We start from the raw sequence: 26576 nt of genomic DNA, 5'->3' as shown, positions 1-26576 counted from the left end.
AGCCTTTCAGGGCAGTACTATTTTCTGCCAATATATGGCGAAATTGTTTAACCTAGAATGACTAGGCGTCAAAAATTTCACTGCATATTGTCTAAAAAATAGTGACTGCCAGCACCACATTTGAATGATCAACAGACCCTAATGATTGCTTAAGCCTTAATAAAAATAGTCTCTTCACTCAAGCGTGATTTAGGTATTTTGGCATTAAAGTCATCATCGCTGCGGTAGCCAAACGATACCACTGCCACAGCAGAATATCCTTTGCTACGTAAGTCGAACTCCGTATCAAGCGCCTGTAAATCAACCCCTTCCATGGGGACGGTGTCAATACCCAAAAGCGCACTGCCCAATAGTACCCCGCCCATGTTGAGATATACCTGTTTGGCAAGCCAATGTGGCTCATCTTTGGTATCGAATCGATGCATATCTAAGAACAATTGGCGACCTTGATGCATCTGTGCTTTGAATTCTGGCTGCGCATAGCGACCATCTTGATCTTCTTTTTCTAACACCGCCTGCATGTATTCATCGTCGGCATGAATACGAGTACAGAAAACCACCACGTGTGAGGCATCTAGGACTTTAGGTGTATTAAAATGAAAGGCACCTTGCGTGCTTTTGGCAATGCGCGCTTTGCCTGCGTCATCATCTGCAATGACAAAGCTCCATGGTTGAATATTGGTACTTGATGGACTCATTTGTAGCATGTCTTTGATCTGCTCAAAATCTTCAGCAGATATCTTTTTATTGGCATCAAATACTTTGGTACTGTAACGCCAGTTTAGTGCTTCATTAATGGTTTTCATGATTGTCCTTAAGTAAAGTATGTTTCAGTTTTTTAGTCAGCTGGTCATACAAACGGATTTAACAAACGGTGCTACTCAATCTTTATCGTTCATGGTTAAGTTAACTGATTAGTCCGTCCTAGTGATGACTCATAATAGTAAAGTTCATACATTAGAACCACTAGCTACAAGAGAAAACACTTTCAATATTATTTTGAGAATACGGCATTTTTAATCTGTTTCAAGGTTATTTATTAGCTATATTAGGACGTATAATGAAGGTGATTTATCAATTGATAAAGCCATTAAACGCATACACTGATCTTAAAACGGTGCGAAATTATCAGGCTGACTGTGCGTAGCAGTCCAACGTTGATTGGCATCAATATGACTATTAAGCCCAACTCCTCGAGGTACTTGCATATTATCGCCATACAGCCAAAGCACCATATTGGTACGTTTACCACTGGTGATTGGATGTGCGGCGTGCGGCACTGAGCCTCTATGAATAATCGCCATGCCAGGTTTAAAGATGGCACGTTTGGTTTGCCCTAAATGGCGATCGACAAAGTCCACTTCTGATCCAGTAAAGTCTTCGCCTGGCAGATTTAGGTTAATATTCATAGTCACCGTTGAAGCATCAGTATGAAGTTGTAGAGATGTATCGCCTGTCGGCTGGTATTGAATCGAGAACCCAAAGGTCTGAGTGTCATAGCCATAAACATTGGCAAATAATAACCGAGCGATAGGCCGCATATATTGATTCATGACTTTATGATAAAACGCCTGAAAATTAGGGGTAGCCAGATAGCCTAGCGAGCGCGCATCTAGCATGGCCCCATTACTGTTCAATGCAATACCATAAGGAGGACGTATGGGAATGTTAGCGTCTGCGATTGCTTGCAAATAACGGCGCAGTGTTGATAGTTGTGCTGGGTCAAAGAGTTGCCCCTGATATACGTCAGGTAGTATCTCTTGCCATAAACTTTTAACAGCCGTCTCCGTAGAAGGAGTGCGCCATGCTTGCGTCACTGCATCACGTAGAGTTGGATCAAATAATGAATCATCAAGTACAGGCAAGTCATGCTCAGTGGTTTCCCACTCTGCCCATGCTTGCTCTAGTAACTGGCTGTTTTGATGCCAGAAACGCTCTACCGATGGTGCACGTCTAAGCATGTCTGATTTTGAAGGTAGTGGTAAGTTGCGTGCTTGCTGTAGTGCGCTCTGTTGATTATCTCCATCATGGTGGCTATGGTGTTGAGTATCCTGTGTGCTCGTAGGCAGTATTATAGTATCCATCGTGTCTCTCCAAATGTGTGAGTAAATCTTATAGGTGCATGCTACTATAATTAATGATTTTGATAATCAGCAGGTTTAGAGAAACAGTTTCAATAATTTTTATATAATGATGAGGCTAGCAGCAGCAAGCGATGGTGGTTGCTAAGTTAGACGCTAATTGAACGAAGGCATGACGATGAAAAATTTGCAGGATCTACGTATTTTTATTGAGACCGCTCGCTTGGGTAGCCTATCTGCCTGTGCTCGGCACTTAGATCTATCGCCTGCCGTTGTGAGTGCAGCGGTCAAGCGATTAGAAGCGGAAATTGAGACGGTGTTGTTTGTTCGCTCTACTCGTAGGCTGCGTTTAACTAGCAAGGGTGAACAATATTTAAAGCATTGCCGAGATGCGGTGGCTATCTTAGACAATGCTTATGCAGGACTACATGACAATGATGCTGAGCTGACGGGTACAATTCGGCTGTCGGCATCATCAGATTTGGGTCGAAACCTAATTTTGCCTTGGTTGGACGATTTTATAGACATTCACCCAAAAGTGACGGTGCAGCTACATATGTCTGACAGCTATGTGGACTTGTACGGTCAGCAGATTGATTTGGCACTACGTTACGGCGCACCCAAAGATTCGTCACTGGTCGCATTACCCATAGTGTTGAATAATCGTCCTATATTGTGTGCGTCAAAGGAGTATTTGAGCAAAATTGATAAGGATATTGGTATCCCAAAAATGCCGGAAGATTTATCGCAGCATAATTGCTTACGTTTGGGTCATGATGAAAAGTATTTGAGCGAGTGGACTTTTGAGAAAGCTGGAAAGACTAAACGTGTGGCCGTGGATGGCAATCGCAGAAGTAAAGACGGTGACGTTGTACGCCGCTGGGCAGTCGCGGGTAAAGGCATCGCATTAAAGTCTCAGTTAGATATCGCCGGCGATTTAAAGGCAGGGAGACTGGTTGAAGTAGAGTTGGACGGCTGGCAAGTGGCCAACTATCCACTATATTTGATTTGTCCAGAACGGCGCTTAATCGATCCATTGTTTAATGCGGTCAAAGAATACTTGATTGAACGAGTAGAGCAGGTATTAAGGTAAAACGAAAGCTAATGATTACCCTGTTTGATCAGACGAGCAAGACAGTAGTCCCTAGACAGTAATTGCTTGATGGGTATTGTAATTATTGCCATATCTTATCAAGCACCGTAAACCAGTTTTTCGACGTTACCTTTTCAATCAATTGATTTGAAAAATGACGCTGTTGCATTCGCTCAATCAACATGGAAATTTGACTGATATCAGATAACTCATCAGGCAGTAGGCAACCATCGAAATCAGAGCCAAACCCAACGTGATCTTCGCCTAGATGGTCGATCAGATAATCAAGATGGTCGACAATCACATCAAGCGAGGTTTGCGTATTACGTTGCCCATCTGCACGAAGAAACGCAACATCGAAATTCACCCCAACCATACCATCGCTTTGTTTAATAGCAGCCAGCTGCTGATCGGTTAAGTTCCGTGCTTGCTGACATAGAGCATGTGCATTGGAGTGTGTCGCAACAATCGGCTGGCAGGAAATCTCTAGCGTATCCCAAAAAGCGCGTTCATTCATATGCGACACATCGATCAGCATCTGCTTGTCACGACATGCCAAAATAAGATCTTTGCCTTGAGCGGTCAGACCAGATCCTGTATCTGGAGAGTGCGGAAAAGACGCATTTAAGCCATCACCGAAGAGGCTCTTTCTATTCCATAGTGGGCCAATGCTTCTGAGTCCTGCCTTATAAAACACATCTAGCAGATCAGGCTGTATGGCTAAAAACTCAGCACCTTCCAAATGCAATACAATGCCCAGTTGCTTATTCTGCTGACAGGCCTGAATTTGTTCTAACGAGGTGCAAATCTGAATCTGACCGTCAGATCTTGCCTCTAGTTGCTGAGCCAGTTTCAATTGCGCACAGCAGATATCGACGATTTCTTGCGGTGTAAAACCTGAATGTGATGGGTTGGCTAATTTGTCAGGATGGTTGTTTTTCACATAAGAATAGGGCGGTAAAAATATAGAAAATAATCCGCCCATCCAATTCGCTTCTTGGCAGCGTTGTAAGTCCAAATGTCCTGGTAATGTACCATAAATAAAGTCATGTACCGGATCGGCAGCTGAACTTAGCCAAAGGCGAGTCAACAGATCATTATGTCCGTCAAATATCACAGGCTTAGTATTAGCATTCATATTTCACCTGTTACCATACGAGTAGGAATCAATTTGTCTTTATTCAGCTGCTTGTTACTCAGTGATTTAGAATTCTTTGGATTGCGAAAGCGCAGTTCTTCAAAAGGTACAGGCGTCTCGCTGTTGATACGTGCCTCCTCAATCAGGTAGTGATAAGGCGATTTGCCACAGACAGGATCGGCGTTTTTGGCATCCCCAGTTAGCATAAACGCTTGGCAACGGCAGCCGCCATAATCGCGATCTTTATCTGGGCAGCTTTGGCACATATCGGGCATCCAGTCATCACCGCGAAACTGATTGAAGCTCGCAGATTCATACCAAATATCCGACAGTGGTGTATGTCGTACATTAGGAAACTGTATTGGCATCTGTCTTGCAGCATGACAAGGTAGGGCTGTACCGTCTGGTGCGACTGTTAAGAAAATCTTGCCCCAGCCATCCATACAGGGCTTTGGACGTTCTTCATAATAGTCTGGCACCACAAAAATAAGTTTGCATTTGATACCACGTTCTTCAATCTGCTTACGGTATTCATTGGTAATGCGTTCAGCTCGGACCACTTGCGCTTTGGTTGGTAGTAAACCCTCTATGTTCTCAAACGCCCAACCATAAAACTGACAAATAGCTAGCTCGACCGTGTCGGCTTCAAGCTCTAAGCAGAGATCAATAATCTGGTCAATCTGATCGATGTTTTGCCGATGAATGACAAAGTTAAGTACCATCGGGTAATCGTACTGTTTGACCAGACGTGACATCTCATACTTTTGCTCAAAGGCATGTTTTGAACCTGCCAAGGCATTGTTGACCGTTGGATCACTGGCTTGAAAGCTAATTTGAATATGCTGAAGACCTGCTTCTTTTAAACGCGCAATCCGAGCTTCGGTCAATCCCATACCTGACGTAATCAAGTTAGTATAAAAACCTTGATTGTGCGCATAAGCGACCAGCTCTTCTAGGTCTTGACGAACCAGTGGCTCACCGCCAGAAAAGCCAAGCTGCACCGCACCCATTTGCCGCGCCTGATCAAAGACATCAAACCATTCCTCTGTCGTTAGCTCTTCTTTATACTGAGCATAGTCAATAGGGTTTGAGCAATAAGGGCATTGTAAGGGGCAGCGATAGGTTAGCTCAGCAAGCAGCCATAGCGGTAGCCCGACTGGCGCAGTCATACTAAATCAATCCAATGTTCACGCTGGGCGACCAGCATATATTCGATGATGTCTTGCTCGATTTCGGGAATATCGCCAAACATAGCTTGCACCTTTTGGATAATATCAGCAATGGACGTTTGACCATCAATATGTTGCCCAATGATGCTGGCACTGTCATTGAGCTTAATCATACCCTCAGGGTAGAGCAAGACATACGCGTTTTGCGCTGGCTCAAACTGAAAACGATAACCGTGACGCCATACCGGTACGATGGATTGATCCAGCTCAGGTAAACTAGCAGGTATACTCATTTGAACAATCCTTTATGCCAGACATTGTCAGTGGTAACGCTTTGATAAGGAGCTTGATTATGCACATAGGCCAAGCTCAAGGCGTCTAGAATAGTCCACAGAATATCCAGTTTAAATTGCAGAATTTCTAACATACGCTCTTGTTGCTCAGCCGTTTTGAACGAGTCAAGTGTGATGGTCAGACCATGCTCAACATCGCGGCGCGCTTGACTCAAGCGTGAGCGGAAATAGGTATAGCCTTGCTCCTTTATCCAAGGGTAATGCTTGGGCCACGACTCTAAACGCGACTGATGAATCTGCGGGGCAAACAGCTCAGTCAGTGAGCTACTGGCGGCTTCTCGCCATGAGGTACGCCGTGCAAAGTTCACATAAGCATCGACGGCAAAACGCACACCCGGTAGCACTAGCTCTTCAGAAATCACTTGCTCACGAGTCAAACCAACTGCTTCTGCCAGACCGAGCCATGCTTCACGACCACCGCCGTCAGGATAGACGCCATCTTGATCAATCATGCGCTGGATCCATTCTTGACGCACGCGCTGATCAGGACAATTTGCCATAATGGCTGCGTCTTTCAATGGGATGTTGATCTGATAATAAAAACGGTTGGCGACCCACGCTTGGATCTGCTGCTGGGTCGCTTTGCCTTCATGCATCATGATATGAAAAGGATGGTAAATATGATAATACTGACCTTTGGCCATAATCGCTTGTTCAAACGCTTCTGGGCTTAGCGCTGTGTTTTCTTCTTGCATTGTTCTCACCTTACGATTGCTATCTTTGCCTTACCGTTTGTCTTAAAGCTCAATCTGCATACCATCAAATGCTACTTCAACACCATGTTGTTTTAATGTCGCAGCCTGTTCAGACTGTTCATTCAATATCGGGTTGGTGTTATTGATATGGATCAGCACCTTACGAGCGTTATCGAGCTGATCTAGATAATGCAGCGAGCCATCTTCACCACTAATATGTAAATGCCCCATGTCTTGGCCGGTCTTCGTACCGACGCCGCATTCTTGCATTTCATTGTCAGTCCAGAGCGTACCGTCAATCATTACGCAATCAGAGCTTTTCATAATCTGCATCACTTGCTCGTCAATTTTACCGAGACCTGGCGCATAAAATAGTTGTTTTTGTGTTTTTAAGTCTTTTACAATCAGGGCAATATTGTCGCCATCATGCGGGTCGTTGCGGTGCGGAGAGTAGGGCGGTGCAGAGCTTCTAATCACTAAAGGCGTCAATTCTAAATTGTCAAATCCTTCAATCTTAAACGTCTTTTCTGGATCAATTTGATTATATTGCAAGCCGCCATTCCAGTGCTTTAACATATTAAAGAGAGGAAATCCTGTTGTTAGATCTTGATAGACCATGTCAGTACACCAAACAGGAATTGGACAACCTTCACGCAGGGTCAATAGCCCCGTCGTATGGTCAAGTTGACTGTCCATTAAGACTACATTGGTGATACCTGTATCTCTCAATTGACGTGCTGGCTGTGCCGCCTTGAACTCAAATAATTGTTGGCGGATATCAGGGGATGCGTTGAATAAGATCCAATCCACACCATTTTCTGATATGGCTATCGAAGATTGGGTGCGGGTTTTTACCTGAATCGTGCCTTGACGCACACCGTGGCAATTATCGCAGTTACAGTTCCACTGCGGGAAACCGCCACCAGCAGCTGAGCCTAAAACGTGAATATACATAAATCAATATTTCCAAAAAAATAAAAGCCCTAATCATCTAGGGCTTTTAATGGATTGAGTGCTAATGAGTTTTAGCGTGCTTCGAAATACATAGTCACTTCGAAACCGATACGAATGTCTTGAAAAGCTGGTTTGGTCCACTGCATGGGATTACTCCGGAACGATCTTACTATTTAAAAAGTAAGATTAATAAAGTGAATGAGTGATAAAGGGTAGTATAAGCTGCCCCCCGCTGTCAATTTCTTAGATGTTAGTAAAGCGTTAACGAGCATCGTTCAAGCAGTCTTTTATAGCATAAATGAAAGCCGATTTATCATACCGAAAAGACAGTATATCGAGCATAAGATTAAAAATGTCTTTGAATAGTTTGAGTATAAATTCTAACTATAAAAAATCTGCTCGAGGGAAGTCAGGTGTATTTCGAGAACTTATGAGTTATACAGATATATTGCAAAAACCGAATTTATCTATAAAGTAATAGATTAACCTGATAGATATTGGAGCCTGAAGATGATTGCTGAATTACAGGGCAGTGAGTTAACCAAAGCAATTTTAGGAAATGTCAGCAACTATGTATGGTGTGCTGTCAGCAACGTTAGCGATGATTATGCTGTAGCAACCATAGATAATGGTTACTACGAATTATTGGTTCCTATCGTAGCCTTTAATAACGACCAGTTCGTTTGTGATAAAGGTGATCTATGGGAGTACGCTGTCTCAGTAAAGAGAGTGGCACTTACTCATGATGATGTAGGGCTATAACTCATTATCAATATAATGACTGTTACGTTCTACATACAGATTAGTTTTACAGCCTATGCATGAAAATCTACCATCTGTCTACAACTTCTTGTTCTAGCTGACAATACATCTGTACTATCTATTTATAAGCTCATCTGTCTAACCATCAATATTTTGCAACGATAGATAAAACAGGTTCGAAGATGCTCAAGTGATTGCTGTTACAAAACCGCTTGTTTAGCTTACTAATCATTGTCATTGAATAGGAGTAACAACATGGATACGGTAATTGTTGGAAGCGAACTAACTCGTTCAATGCTTGAGGACGGTCATAAAAATATATGGTGTGCTGTAAGTGATGAGAGTGATGAGAATGCTCTAGAAGATCAAGTAGGTAATGACTTCACATCTCGCATTGTGGCTTTTGAAGATGGCCAGTTCTATTGTACGGGCGGTATGCCTTGGAAGTATGCAGTGCCAATTGAAATAATTGCATTGACGCGATATGACTTTTCTCTTTAGTGAACAACATAACTTAGATAAGTTTGGATAGTCATCGCCGAAAGTAAATCCTAATATTAAGATATTTAGTTAAATAAAATGCGCGACTGACAAGGCCATTCAAGCGATGCAATATACAGCTTGAATGGCCTTTTGTGTTTTGGAGCCAGTTTGAAAGCTATCTATTATTTCAAAAATTCAGGTTGCATAAAGGCTGGGTTTGGATACGTATAAAATCCTTCTCCAGTCGCGAATCCTAGTTTGTTTTGATCGATTAATTGCTCTTTTAAATATTGAGCAGCCTTGAACCTCACAGGGTTTTGAGTTTTTTCAGCAGATAGTTTTGTGATGTTGTATGCAGTGTTGATACCGATAGTGTCCAATATGGCAAAGGGACCTGACGGCGCGCCAGTTACTATCATCCACGTTTTATCTATTGTATGTGGATCGGCAACCTCTTTTGCAACCAATTGCAAAGCTGCATCTATAAAAGGCGCTAACAAACTGTTCATGATATAGCCGGGTTGCTCCTTATCCAGCGGCATTGCCACCATACCGATGGCAGTAGCAAAAGCAACAACCTCATCAAATACTTTAGGATCTGTCCCAGGATGCCCCATGATTTCGGCGACATTATGCATCCAAATTTTATTGGCAAAGTGTAGCGCTAAAAACTGCGCAGGTCGTCCCGTTGATTCTGCAAACTGACTAGGAAGCAAGGTGGAGGTATTGGTCGCAAAGATGGTTTTCTCTGGTGCTAGTTTGGCAAGTTTTTCATAAAATTCGATTTTAATTTCAGGAATCTCAGGAATGGCTTCAATCATTAGGTCAGCATCTTTGACTGCTTCTGCTAAGTCTGAGGTGTAGCTAAGGTTATCAAAAGCCTTATCCAACTGCTCTTGAGTTGCCCTCAAATCCTTTCGAAAAGCCTTGCACATCAATTGAAATTTTGACTTTGCTTTTTCTAAAACCTCATCATTGATGTCATAGACACTGACATTAAAACCATGAAATGCGGCCTGAAAAGCAATCTGATAGCCTAGGATGCCGCTTCCCGCGACAGTTACATTTTTATACGTCATTGTATTCATTTCCTAATAGTAGTGGATATAAGTTGCTAGATAAATGTCTAGAACTTATAGACCTATTATTAGATTGTTTTATCTTATTATTCAACCTTCATTTTTATAAAAACATTAAAGAGAACCTAAAAATATCGCTATGCAAGTATCAGATAAGTTCATACTACTTGACTTATTATATTATTAAATAATTCAACAGCTTGCTAGTAATATTACTAACTTTACACCTAATGATTTTATGATAATTGAAGGCTAATTTCATATCATAACGACATTTTTAATGACTGTTGATGTCAAAATATTGTCGACGAGGTTGTAAAAGAGGATGTAAGCAGTGATGTAGGAATACTCAACAGACTCTAGGGCGTGTCCTCAATCCAATCGATAGTCATTTAAATGGGTTAAAAATGGCTAAATCTTGCCAAACAGCGTCAAATAGCTGACTAATATCTCGATCTTATCTTCGCTATTTTCCTTGTTTGACTACGATTTATCTCATTTTTATCACCATTTTTAAAATGAGGACACGCCCTAGTACGTTCTAAAAATATCAGTAGACGCGATAACCTGTTCCCTAAACCACTGATGCTTAGGGTCTTTTTGATATTTTTTGTGCCACAGCATCCGCATGGTAATCGGTGTGGGTTGATAAGGTAATGCCACGCTGTCTAAATGCTCAAATCCCAACGTATTCAATTTACTAGGGACAATCGCCATTAACTCTGACCCTTTAACGAACGTTGCCATCGTCGCAAAGCTATTGGTGCGTATGACGGTATTGGCATCTATCGCTTGGATAATGCGTTTATCCGTTTGACTAGCAGACGCGCCTTTGGTAAAGCTCAGTCCCACGTAGCGAGCATTATCAAAATCTTGCTCGGTTACTGGAGGTGAGCGGAACGCAGGATCGTAATAGCACCGTGCCACATCGTCAAATAAGCGCACGCTCATAATGTCATTGTGATCAGGGGCAAAGGGGGAAAATGCCACATCAACATTATGTTGCCGAAGTTGCTCAATATTAGGCTTGCGAGAAGGCAGTATATTTAAGCGAAATGAGGCCACTTGTGCGCTAATTTGTTGCATTGCCTGTGTTAAAAACACACCCACCTGATAATCATTTGCCAAAATCGTGTAATCAAAATGAGCCAGCTTTGGCTCAAACTCTTGGGTCTGCGTTAACTCATCGAGCCGAACTAATAACGGCTTAATTTCTTGATATAAATATTCACTTTTTTGGGTCGGCATCACGCTTCTACCCGAACGCACAAACAACTCATCGTCAAATATTTGCCTGAGTTTTTGCAAACTGTGGCTAATGGTCGATTGTGTCAGATCCAGTTGTTCGGCAGTTTTAGTTACTGTACCCACCTCGTGCAAGGTGGTGAATACCAACAAGTGCTGTCCGCTTAACGCTAAATAATCGAAATATTTCATAATAAGTATGAACAAACCTCTGTTTTTATTCATGAGTTGGTAGCATATGATGGTTGTCATCGGGTTGCAAGAATTTAATATTCCAAAAACCCTAAGTCTTAAATATTGCTTTATTTAACACTGTTTCATTAAATACTGCTTTATTAAATAGTAGGTCTTAAATAAAGCAGTCACTAACCATTGGCTTTGAACACCTTCTTAATTAGGGAACACTTATGACATCTTTAACCAACGAAAAAGCATTATTTACCTTTGCTGTTTTGGGCTTATTTGCACTACCTACAGTCGCCATGGCAGATATGACAGAGGGTCTATATGGCACAGCACAACTGGGCTATAGCATTGCGGACACTGATTCAAAAGCCTATGGCAATAACATTGCAACCGATGACGATTTCCCAAGTTCATTTGAAGCTGATAATAGTATGGTCGGCGGTATAGGCTTGGGTTACCAGTTTAACCAGAACCTACGTATAGAAGGTCGATTGGCAAAACGTAGCTTTGATATTGATGACTCACGTTACGGTACGGGCGCTCGTAATGGCGAGCAATACATTTTAGATGGTGAGTTTGAAAGCTTAACGATGACTCTTGAAGGGTTTTACGATTTCCCAATTAGTGCCTCATTTACCCCTTACGCTAAAGCAGGTATTGGACTTTCAAAAAATGACTATTCTGCTCGATTAGGCGGAACTGGCGTAGCAGGGTTTGATGCATTTGATGGCAAAGCAGATGGCTATTATGACAACTACGCTGATGGCGACTCTAGCGAATTTACATGGAATATCGGAGCAGGTGCAAGCTATGCATTGGCCCCAAGCACCCATTTGTATGGAGAGTATCAATACATCGATTTTGGTGGCGACGTACAAACAGGGCAAGACGGCTTCAGCGATGGCTTTGAGATCAACGACGCTTCTGCTCATGAATTTAACTTAGGCTTACGCTATCAGTTTTAAGGTTTTGTAATTTATTAACTTATCTTAGTCTCGATATTTCATCTGTATCTAAATACTTAAAACAAATTTTAAATCATCAATCTATCCAAAAGGTATCACTATGAAGATTTCAAAAGCTGCTTTATTAACCACTGTTGTTATTAGTACATTTGCATTGACCGCTTGCAACAACTTACAACCTGCTCATCAAGCTCAAAAGCATACACAGCATAATAGCCATCATCAAGGTGCTGACGTAGTATCAAACGCTAAAGTGATTGAGATTGCCTCTTTCAAACTTAAACCTAGTATCTCTTACGATGATTTTGCCGTTCTTGATCATAGCGTTGAGGTCAATCATGTGGCAAAACAAAAAGGCTTTGTATCTCGTGAGTCAGCAATGGGCGAAAACGGCGAATGGGTGGTTGTGGTGCATTGGGAAACGTTAGCGGATGCGGATGCTTCCATGACAAGTTTTACTAAAACACCTATGGCAGCTGAATTTATGGGCAGTATAGATTTGAAGACGATGGCAATGAATCGCTATACCTTAGTAGATTAGTGGATGGGTTTGAAATAAACAGCAATTTCAATCGGTTGCAAACCAGTAGATCGATTAGGGTTTATCTATTAACCCTAATCGACGTTCATTCTAGTTAAGAGAATCAAAGAGGTGCACTATGAAAATCGCAGTTACAGCCGCTAATGGAAAACTAGGGTCTGCCATTATTGAGAATCTACTACAGGCGCATGCCGCGACAGACATCGTGGCGCTGGCACGCACTCCTGCCAAAGCTGAGTTTTTGACCAAGCAGTATGGCATAGAGGTCAGAGCAGGTGATTATGATGATGTACAACAGCTTGAGAATTCATTACAAGGTATAGATAGCGTTTTACTGGTGTCTAGTATGGATGAGCCTGCTAAGCGTATTGGTCAGCACCGCAATGTCATTGAGTCTGCGAAAAAAAATGGTGTGACAAAAATCGTGTATACCAGTATTCAGGGTTCTAGTACTCAAACTGCGTTTGCGCCGATTGTGAAGAGTAATCAGCAAACAGAACAAGATATCAAAGATAGTGGTCTCAATTGGGTGATAGGCCGTAATGGTATCTATATCGAGCCTGATGTGGATTATATCGATAGCTATAAGGCGCAGGGTGAGATTGCCAACTGTGCAGGTGAGGGTAAGTGTGGCTATACCACTCATGAAGAATTGGCGGTCGCTTATAGCCAAATGCTAATCAATGCTAAGCACAATGCCAATACTTATAATTTAAATGGTGAATCCATTACCCAGAAGCAGCTCACTCAGTACTTGAATGACAGGTTTGGTACAACGTTTAGTTATCGTCATATGACCGTGGAGGCGTACAAACAAGACCGTATTGATGAACTAGGCGAGTTTATCGGTACAGTGATCGCTGGTATTTACGAGCAAATAGCAATAGGTGCTATGCACAACCAAAGCGATTTTGCCAAGGTAGTGGGGCGCGAACATATGAGCTGGACTGAGTACTTTAATAATTAATAAGACCGCGCATACTCAAGCTAAATATTATTTGAACGCGATAAATGACTGCTATCTTACGTAATGCAAAATGTAAGGAAAACTACTATGCCTATGATTACGCCTACAAATAAATCCGTTACTAAATTCGAAGGTTTACACTTGTATCACGCGCCATTTTCCAACTGTGCTATGCGCGTAAGGATTGCATTAGCGGAGAAGCAGTTAGAGTGGACAAGCCATCTTATTGATCTATCCAAAGGTGAACAGCGTAGCAAGCAATATCTAGGAATCAATCCTAATGGTGTGGTACCAACCTTGGTAGATGAGGGTGTGGTTATTATTGATTCGACCGATATCATTGATTATTTAGACACCACCTATGAACCCAATTCGTTGCGTCCTGATAGTGAAGCTGAAATGCAGGCCATGTATGATTGGATGCATATGGCAAAAGATAATCATCTGTCCATAAAAACTTATATGTATTATAAATTAGGTGCTACGGGTCTTAGCGAAGAAGAGCTAATAGAATACCGCAAAAACCAAACTTACGACAAAGCACTGTTAGCGTTTCACGAGCATCGTAGCACACATGGTTTTAGTCAAGAGGATATTGATAAGGCAACCGCAGTGCTTGACGACTGTTTTGCAAAAATGGACGCGCGTCTCAAAGATCATGATTGGCTAGTTGGCGACGCCTTTTCATTGGCGGATATTACTTGGATTCCGCAATTGGTTGTTTTAGGTAGAGCAGGCTATCCTTTTGCTCAGTATGCACACTTTGAGCGCTGGAAAAATACAATTATGGCACGGCCTAGTTTTAAACAAGCAGTTACTGATTGGTTGAAGTAGAGATGAGTGACAATAATCATGTGCCTAAGTGATTAATAGTTCGTTATAGATGTGCTTTGACTATAGCTTTACCATCAAGTAATAGCATACGCTTAGCCAGTGAGTTCCTCTTTGCTTGAGTTTAATATTAGTGATCAAACATAAAAAAAGCGCCCATTACAGGCGCTATTTTTTATTCTATTTAATAAGCAAAAATCATGATAGCTCTTTGGTAAAAACTATTTTTAGTAGTTGGCTTTGATTTGTGTTTCTAGGAAATTAGCCGCGACGTCATTGTAAAGACTACAATAAACTTCTTCGATATCAGGGTTAGTATTGAAATTCTCTTGGACTCCGCTTTGATTATAGAAAGCATCATATATCAAGCCGTTGTATCTAACAGCTGCCACGATTTCGCCATCTTCATCAGTATATCGAGCAGCTGGTAGCTCGTTGTCGATTCCGATGTTTTCTTTGACAAGATTGGTGACAGTGTTATACGTTTTCTCGTTAGCAATCCACTCATCTATAGTCATGCTACCTTCATCTTCGTCTTCAGAAAAGGTATAGAAATTTTGATTAGGTGTCTCTAGGAATATATAGCATTGAGAGCCATTAGGAAAAACAGGGTTAACACTGCTAGGAAAAGAAGATAAATCAGTGTCAATACCTGTTTTAGCGTTGAATGGCTGTTTGCCTACGCCTTCAAGGTCAAGGGTTACAATGTCATAAGTTGAATTGACGGAAGCATTTCCTGAACGAATATTTAGCTTGAACGTATCACTATCAACAAAGCTAATGTTATAAAACTGACTATCAAAATCCTCAGGAACCGCAATGAACAAATTTTGGCTAGCGTAAAACTCTAATTCAGAGACATCACCTACGCTATCCTGATATGCAGTAGGTGAGCTTCCTACAATAGTAGATATTATCTGCATTAAGCCGCTATTGCTAAGTCTATAGGCAAGCTTACCCCATGCATTTTTGTACTCTCCATCGTTCACATCGGTAAAAGAGTCAAAGACTGTATAGCTTAGTTCATTATTAACGATAGGACCACCATCGTCTCCATTGCTTGCGACGTACTGACCGTCACTATCTCCACCACATCCTGTAAGTACTAGAGCACTGGCCAATGCGAGACCTGTATATAATTTATTAATTTGCATATTGTTACCTATCGTTAGCTTCCCGTAAGAAAGTAATCATAGTTAAAGCTATATTAAATTGCAAAACAAAATTTCAGTCTTAACGTTATCGCTACAATTGCAATATATCTTACTTAGTGAGGTTGTCCTGATTATTTATTAAAAATCTACAATTTATAACTTGGGTTACTTGAGCAGCTAATAGCAATGGTCTGATTTATAGCAAGATAAAAAGGCATTGATACAGGTGCTATTGATAGGTAAAAAGTGAATGATTATTAATGGAAAAGATTATTGTATCGTTTTTTTAGCTAGCTTTAGGCAGGCTATTTATATTTATCATATGAAATATATTCATAGAAAATGATGAATATTTCTGCTATACCTAGTTATACTAATTAATTTGGTTAGTTTATCTAATCAAATTAATTGGCTATATGGATTTTTAATCTCACGTATCGGAGTTAAGCAACCATAAAGGACGATAACTATGAAATTAGCAAAAGCTGTACTCGCCAGCATCTGTATCTTACCGTTAGCCACCATCGCTTATGCTGAAGACGTTAATACTCAAAACCTACGTATCTCTGAAACCTCAATGATGAGTGTCAATGAAGCAGCACCAGCAACCATGAAAATACACAATGATAATGATCATATGAGCGAAAAATCGAACGCCATTCAAGACGGCAGCGATGTAGAAGTGGACAAAGAAAGAACGTGGCGCTGGCCTTGGCAGAAGAAGAACAAAGAAGTAGCGACACCTGAGCGTCCAAAGTGCTGTTAGTTCATTAACTATAAAGGACTACCACGATGAAATTATGGAAAGCCATCTTAACCAGTATCTGCATTTTACCGTTAGCTGCTATCGCTTATGCTGAAGACGTTGATACTCAACACTTACGCATCTCTGAAACCTCAATGATGAGTGTCAATCACGCTGCACCCTCAAGTATGCAGCAAAAAGAAGCAATGCAGATCAGCAATCAATCAAGTGCCATCAATAATTCAAATGATGTCGAAGTGGATAAGGAAGAGGGCTTTAGATGGCCTTGGCAAAGAAGAAAAGACAAAGCTCTTGAAGCTATCGAAGACTTTAAGAATCAATCAAGACCCTGAAGAGGCTCAAGGAGAAAATCCATCATGTGGATCATTTGATGGTAAACCTAACGTAGTTTTTTACAATGGTTTCAGTTGTTCACAGTGATTTATTGATATTAAATACTTTTACACAAGGATGTATATTATGAATATTTATAAGCAAATAACGATACTGACACTGAGCATGTCTTTAGTAGGGCTCAGCCATGCCGCCGATGATATGGCAGGTGCCACAAGTGGTATTACTTTAACTGAGAATAGTGCGATTGCGGCGTGGACTCATAATTGGAGCACCACTGGGAAAGAGAAGAAAAAGGGCAAGGCAAACATGGTGTCCTCAAAGGTGAACGTGCCATTAAGAGAGGATGCATCGCAAGTAGCTCTTACTAAGTTTGCTGAAGAAAATAACATGATTGAAAAAAGCTATGGTGATGTTTGTGGCGCTTTTATGGAGAGCCAAATGGCAGAGACTAAATCGCAAGGACATCGCTGGGGCAAGTCTGAGTCACATTGGACCAAAAAATCATTTAAGATTTTTAAAGCACGTGAATTTACGAGTGGTGAAGAAGAGCTGGCGCAAAGCGCAGGTCATTTATTTGGGAAGACCAGAAAAAAACATAACTGTATTACTACTAAAGTAGGGATCAATGACGAAAACGTTGAACTTGAGTCTATGAAATTAGCGAAATAATTGAGCAATGCTATATATGCTATCTACGAGTAGAACAAAGTGACAGTTAAACGTTTAGCTGTCATTTTTTATGTACTAAGCCACATTTTGGAGAGTATTCATGAAAACCTTTTGTTACCTACTGGTGAGTCTGCTTTTTCTGTACTCTGCTCAAGCCAATGCCCTAAATACTAACGAGAAAATGATCAATGAACTGTATCAAGATACTGAGCTTGATATTGATAATGTAGATGACGTTTTTGCATACGTGCTATCACAGACTGACGATACCCTCACTATTTACCCTTCAGAGGGCTATTATTACTTTAATTTTTACCATCAGGGCAACTTAATAAAAGGCAATATGTTGGTAGGTCATAAGTTAAGACAGCAGGGCAGCTTATCTTTTATATATTTTTATGACATAGCCGGCAAAGAACGGGGTGAGTTTAAAACGCATCATAAACTATATAAGTCATCAGAGATATTTAGCCTGAAAGAATATCAACCTAACTTATATCAATTAACCTTCAAAAATATCAAAAAAAACCTTGAGATTAATCAGATAGAGACAGATGCTGATTTTGTAAAGACGCTTGAGAGTCAAGGTTTTGAAGTCAACCTACCAATGATGGATGATTCGGGGGTTACGTTTTACTTGGCATTTCATCCTACTACTGATAACTTTTATTATATTAATTCTTTATCCAGAGATGATGAGTTTTACTATCCCTTTAGCGAGGTGCTCAAAGTAGGTGCTAGGACTCAATTTGTCTACCTGCCTATGGAAAAATTTGCCATATTAGTAGGCGTTAATGCCAATAATGTTTATAAAAATAACTATTACGATGGCCCTTTTGATCAGCTCCCTGACGAGGCATTAGCCAATATAGATTATAAGTCTTATTTGTATCGAGTAAATCCAAGCTGGAAAGATAAAATATATGATGACGGCTATTTTATAGATGACCCCGATGCCCGTGTTGCACTGACCAATTATTTTGAATATCTATCGCTTGATGAACTCAAAAAAATCCAACCTTGTGCGTCTGATAAAAACCCGCTGCAGTGTTTAGAAGGCAGTGGGATGCGCTTTTGATTTTGCACGATGCTTTCTTATATAAGAACACTGCTAATTATCACCGTACGTTGCATCACGATTGATGATAGTAGATCAGGCGAAGGTATAGTCTATGTGATTTCCTTAGTAAAAAACGCAATAAGACTTAACACTTCTTAAAGTTTCTCTAAAATAAAAATTGATATTATCTTCTCAATATAATAGATCTATTATTTTGTCACTAAAATTTTTGAGTGAGTAATGATCAGTAGCCACGATGGTTAGATAGGTACATAAGTGTATAGCCTGACTATGACTAACTTTCAAATATCAATCCAAACGAGAGCGTGTTATGACCCTTATAAAAATGGCTCGAGCTTTTAGCTTGCTTGCTATTGTCACTGCCATACAAGTTTCATCACTGACCTCTGCCTACGCCCATGATCCTAGTGCACATAGTATGCCTGCCAAAGAATGGCAGATTACCGGTCAGCCTAGTGTCGCTGCTGATTTCATCAAACTAGAAGACGGTACTGTTTATTTAACGGATAGCCACGATCAGCTACTTTCTTTTAACTTGTCAGACTTTTCAGCCAATGATCAAACCTATATTCTGGAAAAAAACGCACATATTCAAGCGATCAATCAGCTAGCAGTGATTGAAAATCTAGTAAGTAGTAATCAATTAACGGCTATCCAAAATCCAAGCGATACTACTGTTATTGCCAATGATAATGGAACTGCATTAAACAAAGCTGATGCAGCAACGTCTGTCATAACGGATAACAGTGACACGCGCTCTGTTTTATTCTTCTACCTCTTGGGCGGCTTGATCTTAGCGAGCGGTTTGGTTTTCTTCTATGTTTTGAATATACGCCACAAAAAAAACCGAACCTCAAAAGTAGCTTATTCAGTTTTCGGAGTATTGGGTTCAGCTGCTTTACTTGTCGCCTGTAGCAGTACTGAGATGGCTCAAAATATCGGTGAAAAGACGAAAGAGGCGGTTGCTCATTTGCCAGTACCAGCCAATGATATTGACTTTATGACCTCAGTATTTGGCTCATTCGATAACGTCAGTACCCATCATGATGATAAATATCTGTATGTCGAATCAAACGGTGTCCCAAGCCACGAAATGATGACAGGTATCACCAGTTGGCAACAGCAAGTACCTATCGACCAGGATTATACCAATGAGAACAGTTGGGTCATTCCCTTACAGCCTGAGCTTGCCGATGAGCCTCTAATGGCCAAAGATAATTTTATGAAAGGGGCTATCGCTATTGCAGCTAATGGCATTCCTATATTCAACCCATTAAACAATCGTGGTGAGGACGCCAAGGCCTTCGGAGAATTAGACAATTGGGGCGGGCATTCTGGACGTGCTGATGACTACCATTATCATCTTGCACCAACCCACCTACAGTCACAAGTTGGTGAAGGTAAGCCTATTGCTTATGCACTAGACGGTTTTCCTGTCTATGGTGAAACGGATGATGAACTGGATGAATATTTAGGCAAATTCAATGAAGACGGTAGCTATGAATACCATGCTACTTCAGAGTTTCCGTATTTAATTGCAGGTTTGCGCGGTAAGGTTACTGTGAACCCAGATACGACAGCGCCAGAAAATGAGATTGCACCGCAAGCGCATACACACGGCGTTCGTCCAGCGCTAACGCCTTTGCGCGGAGCCGAGATCACAGATTACAAGATTATAAGCCCGACTCAATACAGTCTAACGTATACCCATGACGGTCAAGAGCATAAACTTAACTATGGTTGGGGTGCTACTGAAGCGACCAAAGATATTTATACTTTTGAGTTTGTTGATCCAGAGGGTACGACTGTACAGACTTATAAACGCTCTGATGATATACAGAAAAAATAATGTGAATCTAATGATAATGATCAGTTATAGAGACAAATAAGCTGAGTTTTAGACCATCTTATATAATGCTAAGGAATCCTAATGAAACCTATTTTAATACCTGCTTTGCTAACCACGACCGTATCTGCTGTATTGCTAGCGGCATGTAGCCAAACTCAAATAGACTCAGCAGCTACTGATGCCAATGAGCAAACAACAGCATCAATAAGTAGTGCAGATGCCAGCAGCTATACTGGCACCGCTAGCTTAACTCAAGGTCTTGCCCAGACTGATGTGACAAATGCCTATGAATGTGACCGCGGTCGTCAAACCAACATCGGTAGTATCCAGTCAACTGACGGTAAAACATGGACAGTACCAGCAGCGACCAATTTGCTCAATACAGACTTCCCAGTGGCGTCTGACTTAAACAACCCTTGTACGGGCAACGACTATCGCACCGCCAGTGAAGCTTTAGCTGAACTTGATGGCTCAGACATCATTGAAATAGACGCAGATGGCGAAGTGTATACCGCTTACGTCTTTGCAGATAATTATTTTGAGATGTACGTAAATGGCGTAGCCGTTGGACGTGACAATGTACCATTTACTCAGTTCAATTCAAACATTGTACGTTTTAAGGCAAAAGCACCGTTTACCGTAGCTATGCATCTAGTAGATTGGGAAGAAAACTTAGGTATTGGTTCAGAAAGCAATAACGGCTCAGAATTTCATGCAGGAGATGGTGGTCTAGTCGCTGTGATCAAAGATAAAGATAACAACATCATCGCCAAGACCGATGAAAACTGGAAAGCACAAACCTTTTATACCGCGCCGATTAGAGACTTGTCCTGTGTTAGTGAGTCAGGTAGCGAGCGCCTATCTAGCAATTGTGTTACCACAGCTAATGTACAAGACGGTTCGGCAGATTATGGCCTGCATTGGGAATTGCCTACCAACTGGCAACAAGCAGACTTTGATGACTCTAGTTGGCCGAATGCTACCACCTATAGTAACCAAATCATTGGGGTAGACAACAAATCAGCTTATACCAATTTCACAGATATTTTTGATAACGAAAAAGCAAATGCTGAATTCATTTGGTCAACCAATGTAGTACTCGATAATGAAGTTATCGTACGCTATACAGTAAATGGATTATAAAACTTTATTTAGATTGGTCAGCCTTTATGAAAGCTACTAGGTAGTAAAGTTTCAGTTATCAAATGCTTATACTAATAACATCGCCTAGTACAACTGAACTTCATGCCTGAGAACTCTATAATCATAGCTAATAGTGCTCAGGCATTCTTTGCTTTGATTAAAGCGAAGTCGATATATATGACTATTATCGTCAAACACTCTCATCCATCTTTGCTTATTCATATGAAAAACAGGCTTATTACTTAGCAGTAGTAAGCCTGTTTTTGATGTAATGATTTTCGCAGATGTGACACAAGCAGTTTTAACTTTTGGTCCGGTTGCCGTGCCTTGGGGTAAACCGCATACATCCCCATTTTCTTTCGTGTAAAGCGCTGCAAAATCTGAATGAGCGTGTTTTGCTGCATTTCTTCATAAACAAGTGCTTGTGGTAAAAAGGCGATACCTAGGTCGCTGAGAGTCGCTTGTTTAATCGCATTAAGATGATTGCTATGAAACCGACCCTGTACAGGAAGCAGTTGCTCCGTGCCATCTATATATAGCGGCCATATACCATTCGCCGTATGATCAAACTTATAGACCAAACACTCATGACTCCGTAATTGTTCAGGGGTTTGAGGTGTACCGTGTCGCTCTAAATAGTCTGGTGTTGCACATATGACCCATTGGCTATCTATAAGACGTCTTGCAATGAGTGATGAGTCTTCAAGCTCTGCTGTCCTTATCGCCAGATCAAACCCTTCTTCTATCAAATCAACCAATCGATTGGTAATCTGTAAATCTACTGATATTTCTGGGTGTTGTTTACAGAATTCGGCAATAGATTCGCTCAATATTAGATTTGCAGAGACCGCTGGCATGGTTATACGTATGTTGCCTTTCATATCCTCACCATAGCCTGTAACGGCATTTTCAGCTTCCTGAAAGGCAAATTTAGCGATTTTAGCTTTGTTATAAAGCGTCCTTCCTGCATCGGTTAAGCTTAACTTTCTGGTTGTCCTATAAAGCAGCTGTGCGTTTAAGCTCTCTTCTAATCTTGCAATACGTTTGCTTACCACTGAATTCGTTAATGACAGCTTTTCAGCTACCCGAGAAAATGACCCTTCATCAACCACTTGGACGAATAAAACCATATCGTCAGCTTTGCCCATACTTGTTCCCCAATTGGTGTAATACGTTTTGGATTATAGCAAAAAAAGAAAATAACATTGTCCTTTGATGCAATATATCAATGTATTGACAAGGCGTAGAATATTTTAGGGAATTTTGAGCATTTGTTTATTTAACCATTCTATTAATCATGTCACTGACAGAGATTGTTTTCGGCTTCGTCTGACCGACAGCATGAAGTTATAAAAACAAATGCTTAGATGAAGTGGTTCAAGGAAGATTACACGATAAAAAAAGGATTATGATTTTGAATCAAACAATATATGGACTGTTGGCATTACTGCCAATCGTTCTCTGTGGTATTTTTTTGATAGGTTTGCAATGGTCAGCCAAAAGAACCATGCCAATCGTTCTGGCGGTTACTGCCGCGCTTGCCCTCTTTGTATGGGATATGACGCTTAATCGCGTGTCTTCATCGATTATTCAAGGAATAGTCATTACGGTTTCAGTATTGTGGATCGTATTCGGCGCTATTTTCTTATTGAATACGTTGAAGCATACGGGTGCCATTGCTGTTATCCGTGCTGGGTTTACCAATGTATCGCCAGATAGGCGGGTGCAAGCCATTATTATTGCCTGGTGCTTTGGTTGCTTTCTTGAGGGAGCGGCTGGTTTTGGTACAGCGGCCGCTATTGCCGCGCCTTTACTCGTCGCGATAGGATTTCCAGCGCTAGGTGCTGTGTTGATGGGAATGATGATACAAAGTACGCCTGTGTCATTTGGGGCAGTCGGTACGCCTATCGTTATTGGTGTAAACAAGGGGTTAGATACAGTAGCCATTAGCGCCCAACTGGCACAACAAGGACTAGAATGGGGCGACTTTTTACAACTGATTACCAGCCAAGTGGCTATTATGCATGGTGTTATTGGTACATTTATGCCACTTTTCATGGTGATGATGCTCACGCGCTTTTTTGGGAAAAACAAAAGCTGGAGAGAAGGCTTCGCTATTTGGCCATTTGCTATTTTTGCGGGTTTAGCATTCACAGTCCCTTATACCCTAACAGGTGTCTTTTTAGGGCCAGAGTTTCCATCCTTGGTCGGCGGTTTGGTCAGTATCACTATCGTTGTTAATGCGGCAAAACATGGATTTTTAGTACCAAAAACCACATGGGATTTTGAACCGAAAAAAAGCTGGCCAAGTGAATGGCTTGGTAAGCTAGTGGTCAGCAAAGAAGACATCACTCCTGCGTTGAGTGATAAAAAGATGTCCACGGTCATGGCGTGGTTTCCTTATCTGTTAGTTGCCCTTTTATTGGTGTGTTCTAGAGTATTAACAGGCTTTCAGTCTTTGCTGAACAGCGCGACAGTAGACCTAACCTCGATTTTAAGTGAGGCAGATATCAGTGCCAGTTTTAGTCCTTTATACTTACCAGGCGGCTTGTTATTAATCAGCGCCTTGGTTGCCGCCGCTTTTCAAACGAACAAACCTGCCAGTGCACTAAACAATGCCTTCAAAGAATCAGGCAAGACTGTACTAGGGGCTGGGTTTGTCCTTATTTTCACGATTCCAATGGTTAGAATTTTTATTAATTCAGGCGTAAACTTATCAGATGTGGCGAGTATGCCTGTCGCCAGTGCAGAGTTGTTTGCGGGTACTTTTGGCAGTGTTTTCCCCTTAATTAGTGCAACCATTGGTGCGTTAGGTGCCTTTATCGCGGGGTCTAATACCGTATCCAACATGATGTTCAGTCAATTCCAATACGAAGCCGCCATGAGCTTACATATTTCACCTTCTCTAATCATCGCGGCTCAAGCAGTTGGTGCGGCTGCTGGTAATATGATTGCAGTACATAATGTGGTGGCTGCATCAGCAACGGTGGGCCTACTCGGTATGGAGGGCGCCACACTTAGGCGTACTATTTTACCTACCATCTATTATGTGTTGTTCTGCGGGATTATCGTCATGGCTGCCATTTACTTCTTTGGTTTTCAAGGGCCTTTAGCATCATGAGTGACACACAATCACTAAATAAAGAGCGTCATATGCCGTCATTAAATAGAACTTCATCAAACCTTTTCTCATCAAATATAGCGCATCAAGACACACTTCATCCTGAGCAAGTGTTAGACAAGCTAACCCATTTACTGGGAGCCGGCAATGTACAGGCCGATCCAGAAAAAAACGAACACTATAGAATGGGGTGGCGCTCTGGTGGCGGCAATGCTTTGGCTGTTCTGTTTCCACAAACACTGCTGGAGATTTGGCGTAGTCTAGAAATATGTGTGGAAGGCGACTGTATTATTATCATGCAAGCAGCAAAAACAGGCCTGACGGAAGGCTCAACCCCGAGCGGTAACGACTACGATAGACCAGTGGTTGTGATCAATACCCTTGCAATGAATCAGTTGTATTTGGTGAATGATAACGAGCAAGTGATTAGCTTACCTGGCGCCACGTTGCATCAGTTGCAAAGTGAGCTTAAAGCCGTAAATAGAGCACCTCACTCGGTCATCGGTTCATCGACGTTAGGCGCGTCAATTATTGGCGGTGTCTCTAATAATTCTGGTGGGGCTCTGGTTAAAAGGGGTCCTGCTTATACCGAGCTGGCATTGTTTGCCCAAATAGACAAGCACGGTCAGCTAGTGCTGGTTAATCACCTAGATGTAGAGTTAGGAGATACCCCAGAAGAAATACTTACTAATCTGCAAACAGGTAATTTTGATAAAAGAGCATTACCTGACACCGGTAAGATGGCATCTGATAAAGAATATATCGCCAGAGTAAAAGATGTTGATGCAAGTACGCCAAGTCGTTTCAATGCTGATAAGCGAAGGCTTTATGAAGCCAGTGGCTGCGCTGGCAAGCTTGCCGTGTTTGCAGTACGTCTTGATACCTATCCAACGGCTGTAAAAGAGAAAACCTTTTATATAGGCACTAATAGTGTGAGTGAGCTTGCACAGCTCAGAAGACAAATATTATCGAGCTTCGATAATATCCCTGAAGTGGGTGAGTATATGCATCGTGATATATTTGATGTATCTGCTAAGTATGGTAAGGACACGTTCCTCAGTATTAAGCATCTTGGTACCAATGCCTTACCTAGATTGTTTTCTATCAAAGGCGCTATGGATGCAAAATTCCATAAATGGTCATGGATGCCAAAGCATTTCACTGATAAAGTTATGCAGTTCGTCGCCAATATATTTCCAAAGCATTTACCGAAGCGAATGCTAGAGTACCGCGACCAATATGAGCATCATCTCATCTTAAAAATGAGTGATGATGGCATAGCAGAAGCACAGGATTTTCTAAAGGTGTTTTTCGACGCTTCAAATACGGGTAACTATTTTGAATGTAGTCAAGAAGAATCAGAAAGCGCTTTTTTACATCGCTTTGCCGCTGCAGGTGCCGCACTAAGGTATGAAGTCATACATGAAAAAGACGTCGGCGATATATTGGCATTGGATATTGCCATACCACGTAACGAATTAGAATGGCTCGAAACGCTACCTAAAGACATTGAACAGCATTTGGAAAAGAAACTCTATTATGGACACTTCTTTTGTTATGTATTTCATCAAGACTATATTCTGAAGAAGGGTAGTGATGCACACCTTGTAAAAAAGATGATGTTAGAGCTACTGAGCGCACGTGGAGCCAAATATCCTGCTGAGCATAATGTAGGGCATCTATACGAAGCAGAACCTGATTTGCAGAACTTTTATGCAAGCTTAGACCCAACCAATACCTTTAATCCAGGTATTGGCAAAATGTCGAAAACCAAACGCAATTGCTCGTGTTGTTTATAACTGAACTCTATAACTGATATTTAAAACTGGCCATGGGCTGATTGTTTATCAGCTGCTAAATAGTTCAGTATTTGTCCATTATAAATTGTTCAATACATCCTCAGAAGCACTACCGA

At 41.3% G+C, this 26576-nt stretch carries 27 protein-coding genes; 15 read left to right on the top strand and 12 right to left on the bottom strand.

Going from position 1 to position 26576, the window contains the following annotated elements; translation table 11 throughout:
- Positions 1–149 precede the first annotated feature (149 nt).
- Positions 150–806 (bottom strand): oxygen-insensitive NAD(P)H nitroreductase, encoded by a 657-nt coding sequence (gene nfsB / locus V6252_RS04025; protein WP_197177063.1) that lies wholly within the window; start codon positions 804–806, stop codon positions 150–152.
- A gap of 303 nt (positions 807–1109) precedes the next feature.
- On the bottom strand, positions 1110–2084 hold the full coding sequence (locus tag V6252_RS04020) for a hypothetical protein (protein WP_341609372.1): 975 nt from the start codon (positions 2082–2084) through the stop codon (positions 1110–1112).
- Positions 2085–2259: 175 nt separating this feature from the next.
- Here V6252_RS04020 and V6252_RS04015 point away from each other — a divergent pair, with 175 nt between their 5' ends.
- Positions 2260–3174, top strand: coding sequence for a LysR family transcriptional regulator (locus V6252_RS04015; protein WP_238070080.1), 915 nt, complete (start codon positions 2260–2262; stop codon positions 3172–3174).
- A gap of 82 nt (positions 3175–3256) precedes the next feature.
- Here the strand turns inward: V6252_RS04015 and V6252_RS04010 are convergent, their stop codons facing one another.
- The 6 genes from V6252_RS04010 to pqqA all read right to left on the bottom strand — a co-directional run bounded on the left by V6252_RS04010 (position 3257) and on the right by pqqA (position 7629).
- Positions 3257–4312, bottom strand: a complete 1056-nt coding sequence (locus V6252_RS04010; RefSeq protein WP_341609371.1) for a dipeptidase — start codon at positions 4310–4312, stop codon at positions 3257–3259.
- Entirely contained in the window at positions 4309–5481 is a 1173-nt protein-coding gene (pqqE, locus tag V6252_RS04005) for a pyrroloquinoline quinone biosynthesis protein PqqE (protein ID WP_341609370.1), read from the bottom strand. Before pqqE ends, V6252_RS04010 begins: the two co-directional genes overlap by 4 nt.
- On the bottom strand, positions 5478–5774 hold the full coding sequence (gene pqqD, locus V6252_RS04000) for a pyrroloquinoline quinone biosynthesis peptide chaperone PqqD (protein ID WP_341609369.1): 297 nt from the start codon (positions 5772–5774) through the stop codon (positions 5478–5480). Before pqqD ends, pqqE begins: the two co-directional genes overlap by 4 nt.
- Positions 5771–6529, bottom strand: coding sequence for a pyrroloquinoline-quinone synthase PqqC (gene pqqC / locus V6252_RS03995; RefSeq protein ID WP_102078380.1), 759 nt, complete (start codon positions 6527–6529; stop codon positions 5771–5773). Before pqqC ends, pqqD begins: the two co-directional genes overlap by 4 nt.
- A gap of 42 nt (positions 6530–6571) precedes the next feature.
- On the bottom strand, positions 6572–7483 hold the full coding sequence (gene pqqB, locus V6252_RS03990; RefSeq protein WP_341609368.1) for a pyrroloquinoline quinone biosynthesis protein PqqB: 912 nt from the start codon (positions 7481–7483) through the stop codon (positions 6572–6574).
- Between the two features lie 71 nt (positions 7484–7554).
- Complete coding sequence (gene pqqA / locus V6252_RS03985) at positions 7555–7629, bottom strand: pyrroloquinoline quinone precursor peptide PqqA (protein ID WP_082894360.1); 75 nt, start codon at positions 7627–7629, stop codon at positions 7555–7557.
- Between the two features lie 364 nt (positions 7630–7993).
- Between pqqA and V6252_RS03980 the strand changes: the two genes are divergently transcribed.
- Together V6252_RS03980 and V6252_RS03975 are read left to right on the top strand one after the other, a co-directional pair.
- Positions 7994–8245, top strand: coding sequence for a hypothetical protein (locus V6252_RS03980; protein WP_341609367.1), 252 nt, complete (start codon positions 7994–7996; stop codon positions 8243–8245).
- Between the two features lie 255 nt (positions 8246–8500).
- A complete protein-coding gene (locus V6252_RS03975; RefSeq protein ID WP_057760113.1) occupies positions 8501–8746 on the top strand; it encodes a hypothetical protein in 246 nt (81 codons plus the stop codon).
- Between the two features lie 164 nt (positions 8747–8910).
- Here V6252_RS03975 and V6252_RS03970 read toward each other — a convergent pair whose 3' ends face one another.
- Both V6252_RS03970 and V6252_RS03965 read right to left on the bottom strand, forming a co-directional pair.
- Positions 8911–9807 (bottom strand): 3-hydroxyacyl-CoA dehydrogenase, encoded by an 897-nt coding sequence (locus tag V6252_RS03970; RefSeq protein WP_201569053.1) that lies wholly within the window; start codon positions 9805–9807, stop codon positions 8911–8913.
- A 531-nt stretch (positions 9808–10338) separates the two neighbouring features.
- The gene (locus tag V6252_RS03965; RefSeq protein WP_341609366.1) at positions 10339–11205 is read right to left on the bottom strand and encodes a LysR family transcriptional regulator; all 867 of its coding nucleotides are present in this window, start codon (positions 11203–11205) and stop codon (positions 10339–10341) included.
- A 254-nt stretch (positions 11206–11459) separates the two neighbouring features.
- On the opposite strand from V6252_RS03965, the gene V6252_RS03960 reads away from it, so the two are divergent.
- From V6252_RS03960 to V6252_RS03945, 4 genes are all read left to right on the top strand, one after another.
- Positions 11460–12203 (top strand): outer membrane protein, encoded by a 744-nt coding sequence (locus V6252_RS03960; RefSeq protein ID WP_341609365.1) that lies wholly within the window; start codon positions 11460–11462, stop codon positions 12201–12203.
- 100 nt (positions 12204–12303) lie between these two features.
- Positions 12304–12744 (top strand): antibiotic biosynthesis monooxygenase family protein, encoded by a 441-nt coding sequence (locus V6252_RS03955; protein WP_296206809.1) that lies wholly within the window; start codon positions 12304–12306, stop codon positions 12742–12744.
- A gap of 118 nt (positions 12745–12862) precedes the next feature.
- Complete coding sequence (locus tag V6252_RS03950) at positions 12863–13711, top strand: NAD(P)H-binding protein (RefSeq protein ID WP_296206810.1); 849 nt, start codon at positions 12863–12865, stop codon at positions 13709–13711.
- 87 nt (positions 13712–13798) lie between these two features.
- Positions 13799–14545 (top strand): glutathione S-transferase family protein, encoded by a 747-nt coding sequence (locus tag V6252_RS03945; RefSeq protein WP_341609364.1) that lies wholly within the window; start codon positions 13799–13801, stop codon positions 14543–14545.
- A 224-nt stretch (positions 14546–14769) separates the two neighbouring features.
- Here the strand turns inward: V6252_RS03945 and V6252_RS03940 are convergent, their stop codons facing one another.
- Positions 14770–15696, bottom strand: coding sequence for a hypothetical protein (locus V6252_RS03940; protein ID WP_341609363.1), 927 nt, complete (start codon positions 15694–15696; stop codon positions 14770–14772).
- A 469-nt stretch (positions 15697–16165) separates the two neighbouring features.
- On the opposite strand from V6252_RS03940, the gene V6252_RS03935 reads away from it, so the two are divergent.
- The 6 genes from V6252_RS03935 (at position 16166) to V6252_RS03910 (ending at position 21540) form a co-directional block, all read left to right on the top strand.
- A complete protein-coding gene (locus V6252_RS03935; RefSeq protein WP_341609362.1) occupies positions 16166–16462 on the top strand; it encodes a hypothetical protein in 297 nt (98 codons plus the stop codon).
- A 26-nt stretch (positions 16463–16488) separates the two neighbouring features.
- The gene (locus V6252_RS03930; RefSeq protein ID WP_341609361.1) at positions 16489–16794 is read left to right on the top strand and encodes a hypothetical protein; all 306 of its coding nucleotides are present in this window, start codon (positions 16489–16491) and stop codon (positions 16792–16794) included.
- Positions 16795–16921: 127 nt separating this feature from the next.
- Positions 16922–17467, top strand: a complete 546-nt coding sequence (locus V6252_RS03925; protein WP_341609360.1) for a hypothetical protein — start codon at positions 16922–16924, stop codon at positions 17465–17467.
- A 343-nt stretch (positions 17468–17810) separates the two neighbouring features.
- A complete protein-coding gene (locus V6252_RS03920; RefSeq protein ID WP_341609359.1) occupies positions 17811–18545 on the top strand; it encodes a hypothetical protein in 735 nt (244 codons plus the stop codon).
- Between the two features lie 313 nt (positions 18546–18858).
- Positions 18859–20397, top strand: a complete 1539-nt coding sequence (locus V6252_RS03915; RefSeq protein WP_341609358.1) for a YHYH protein — start codon at positions 18859–18861, stop codon at positions 20395–20397.
- Between the two features lie 81 nt (positions 20398–20478).
- A complete protein-coding gene (locus V6252_RS03910) occupies positions 20479–21540 on the top strand; it encodes a hypothetical protein (protein WP_341609357.1) in 1062 nt (353 codons plus the stop codon).
- A gap of 242 nt (positions 21541–21782) precedes the next feature.
- On the opposite strand, the gene V6252_RS03905 is transcribed toward V6252_RS03910, so the two are convergent.
- Complete coding sequence (locus tag V6252_RS03905) at positions 21783–22688, bottom strand: LysR family transcriptional regulator (RefSeq protein WP_341609356.1); 906 nt, start codon at positions 22686–22688, stop codon at positions 21783–21785.
- Positions 22689–22954: 266 nt separating this feature from the next.
- On the opposite strand from V6252_RS03905, the gene V6252_RS03900 reads away from it, so the two are divergent.
- Together V6252_RS03900 and dld are read left to right on the top strand one after the other, a co-directional pair.
- Positions 22955–24661, top strand: coding sequence for an L-lactate permease (locus V6252_RS03900; protein WP_341609355.1), 1707 nt, complete (start codon positions 22955–22957; stop codon positions 24659–24661).
- Positions 24662–24693: 32 nt separating this feature from the next.
- Positions 24694–26460, top strand: a complete 1767-nt coding sequence (gene dld, locus V6252_RS03895; protein ID WP_425355851.1) for a D-lactate dehydrogenase — start codon at positions 24694–24696, stop codon at positions 26458–26460.
- The last annotated feature ends 116 nt before the right edge of the window (positions 26461–26576 follow it).

The sequence above is a fragment of the Psychrobacter proteolyticus genome (genome assembly GCF_038155145.1).
GTDB lineage: Bacteria > Pseudomonadota > Gammaproteobacteria > Pseudomonadales > Moraxellaceae > Psychrobacter > Psychrobacter proteolyticus_B.
The sequence above is the reverse complement of the archived record's forward strand: the minus strand, read 5'-3'. Positions and strand labels throughout refer to the sequence as shown.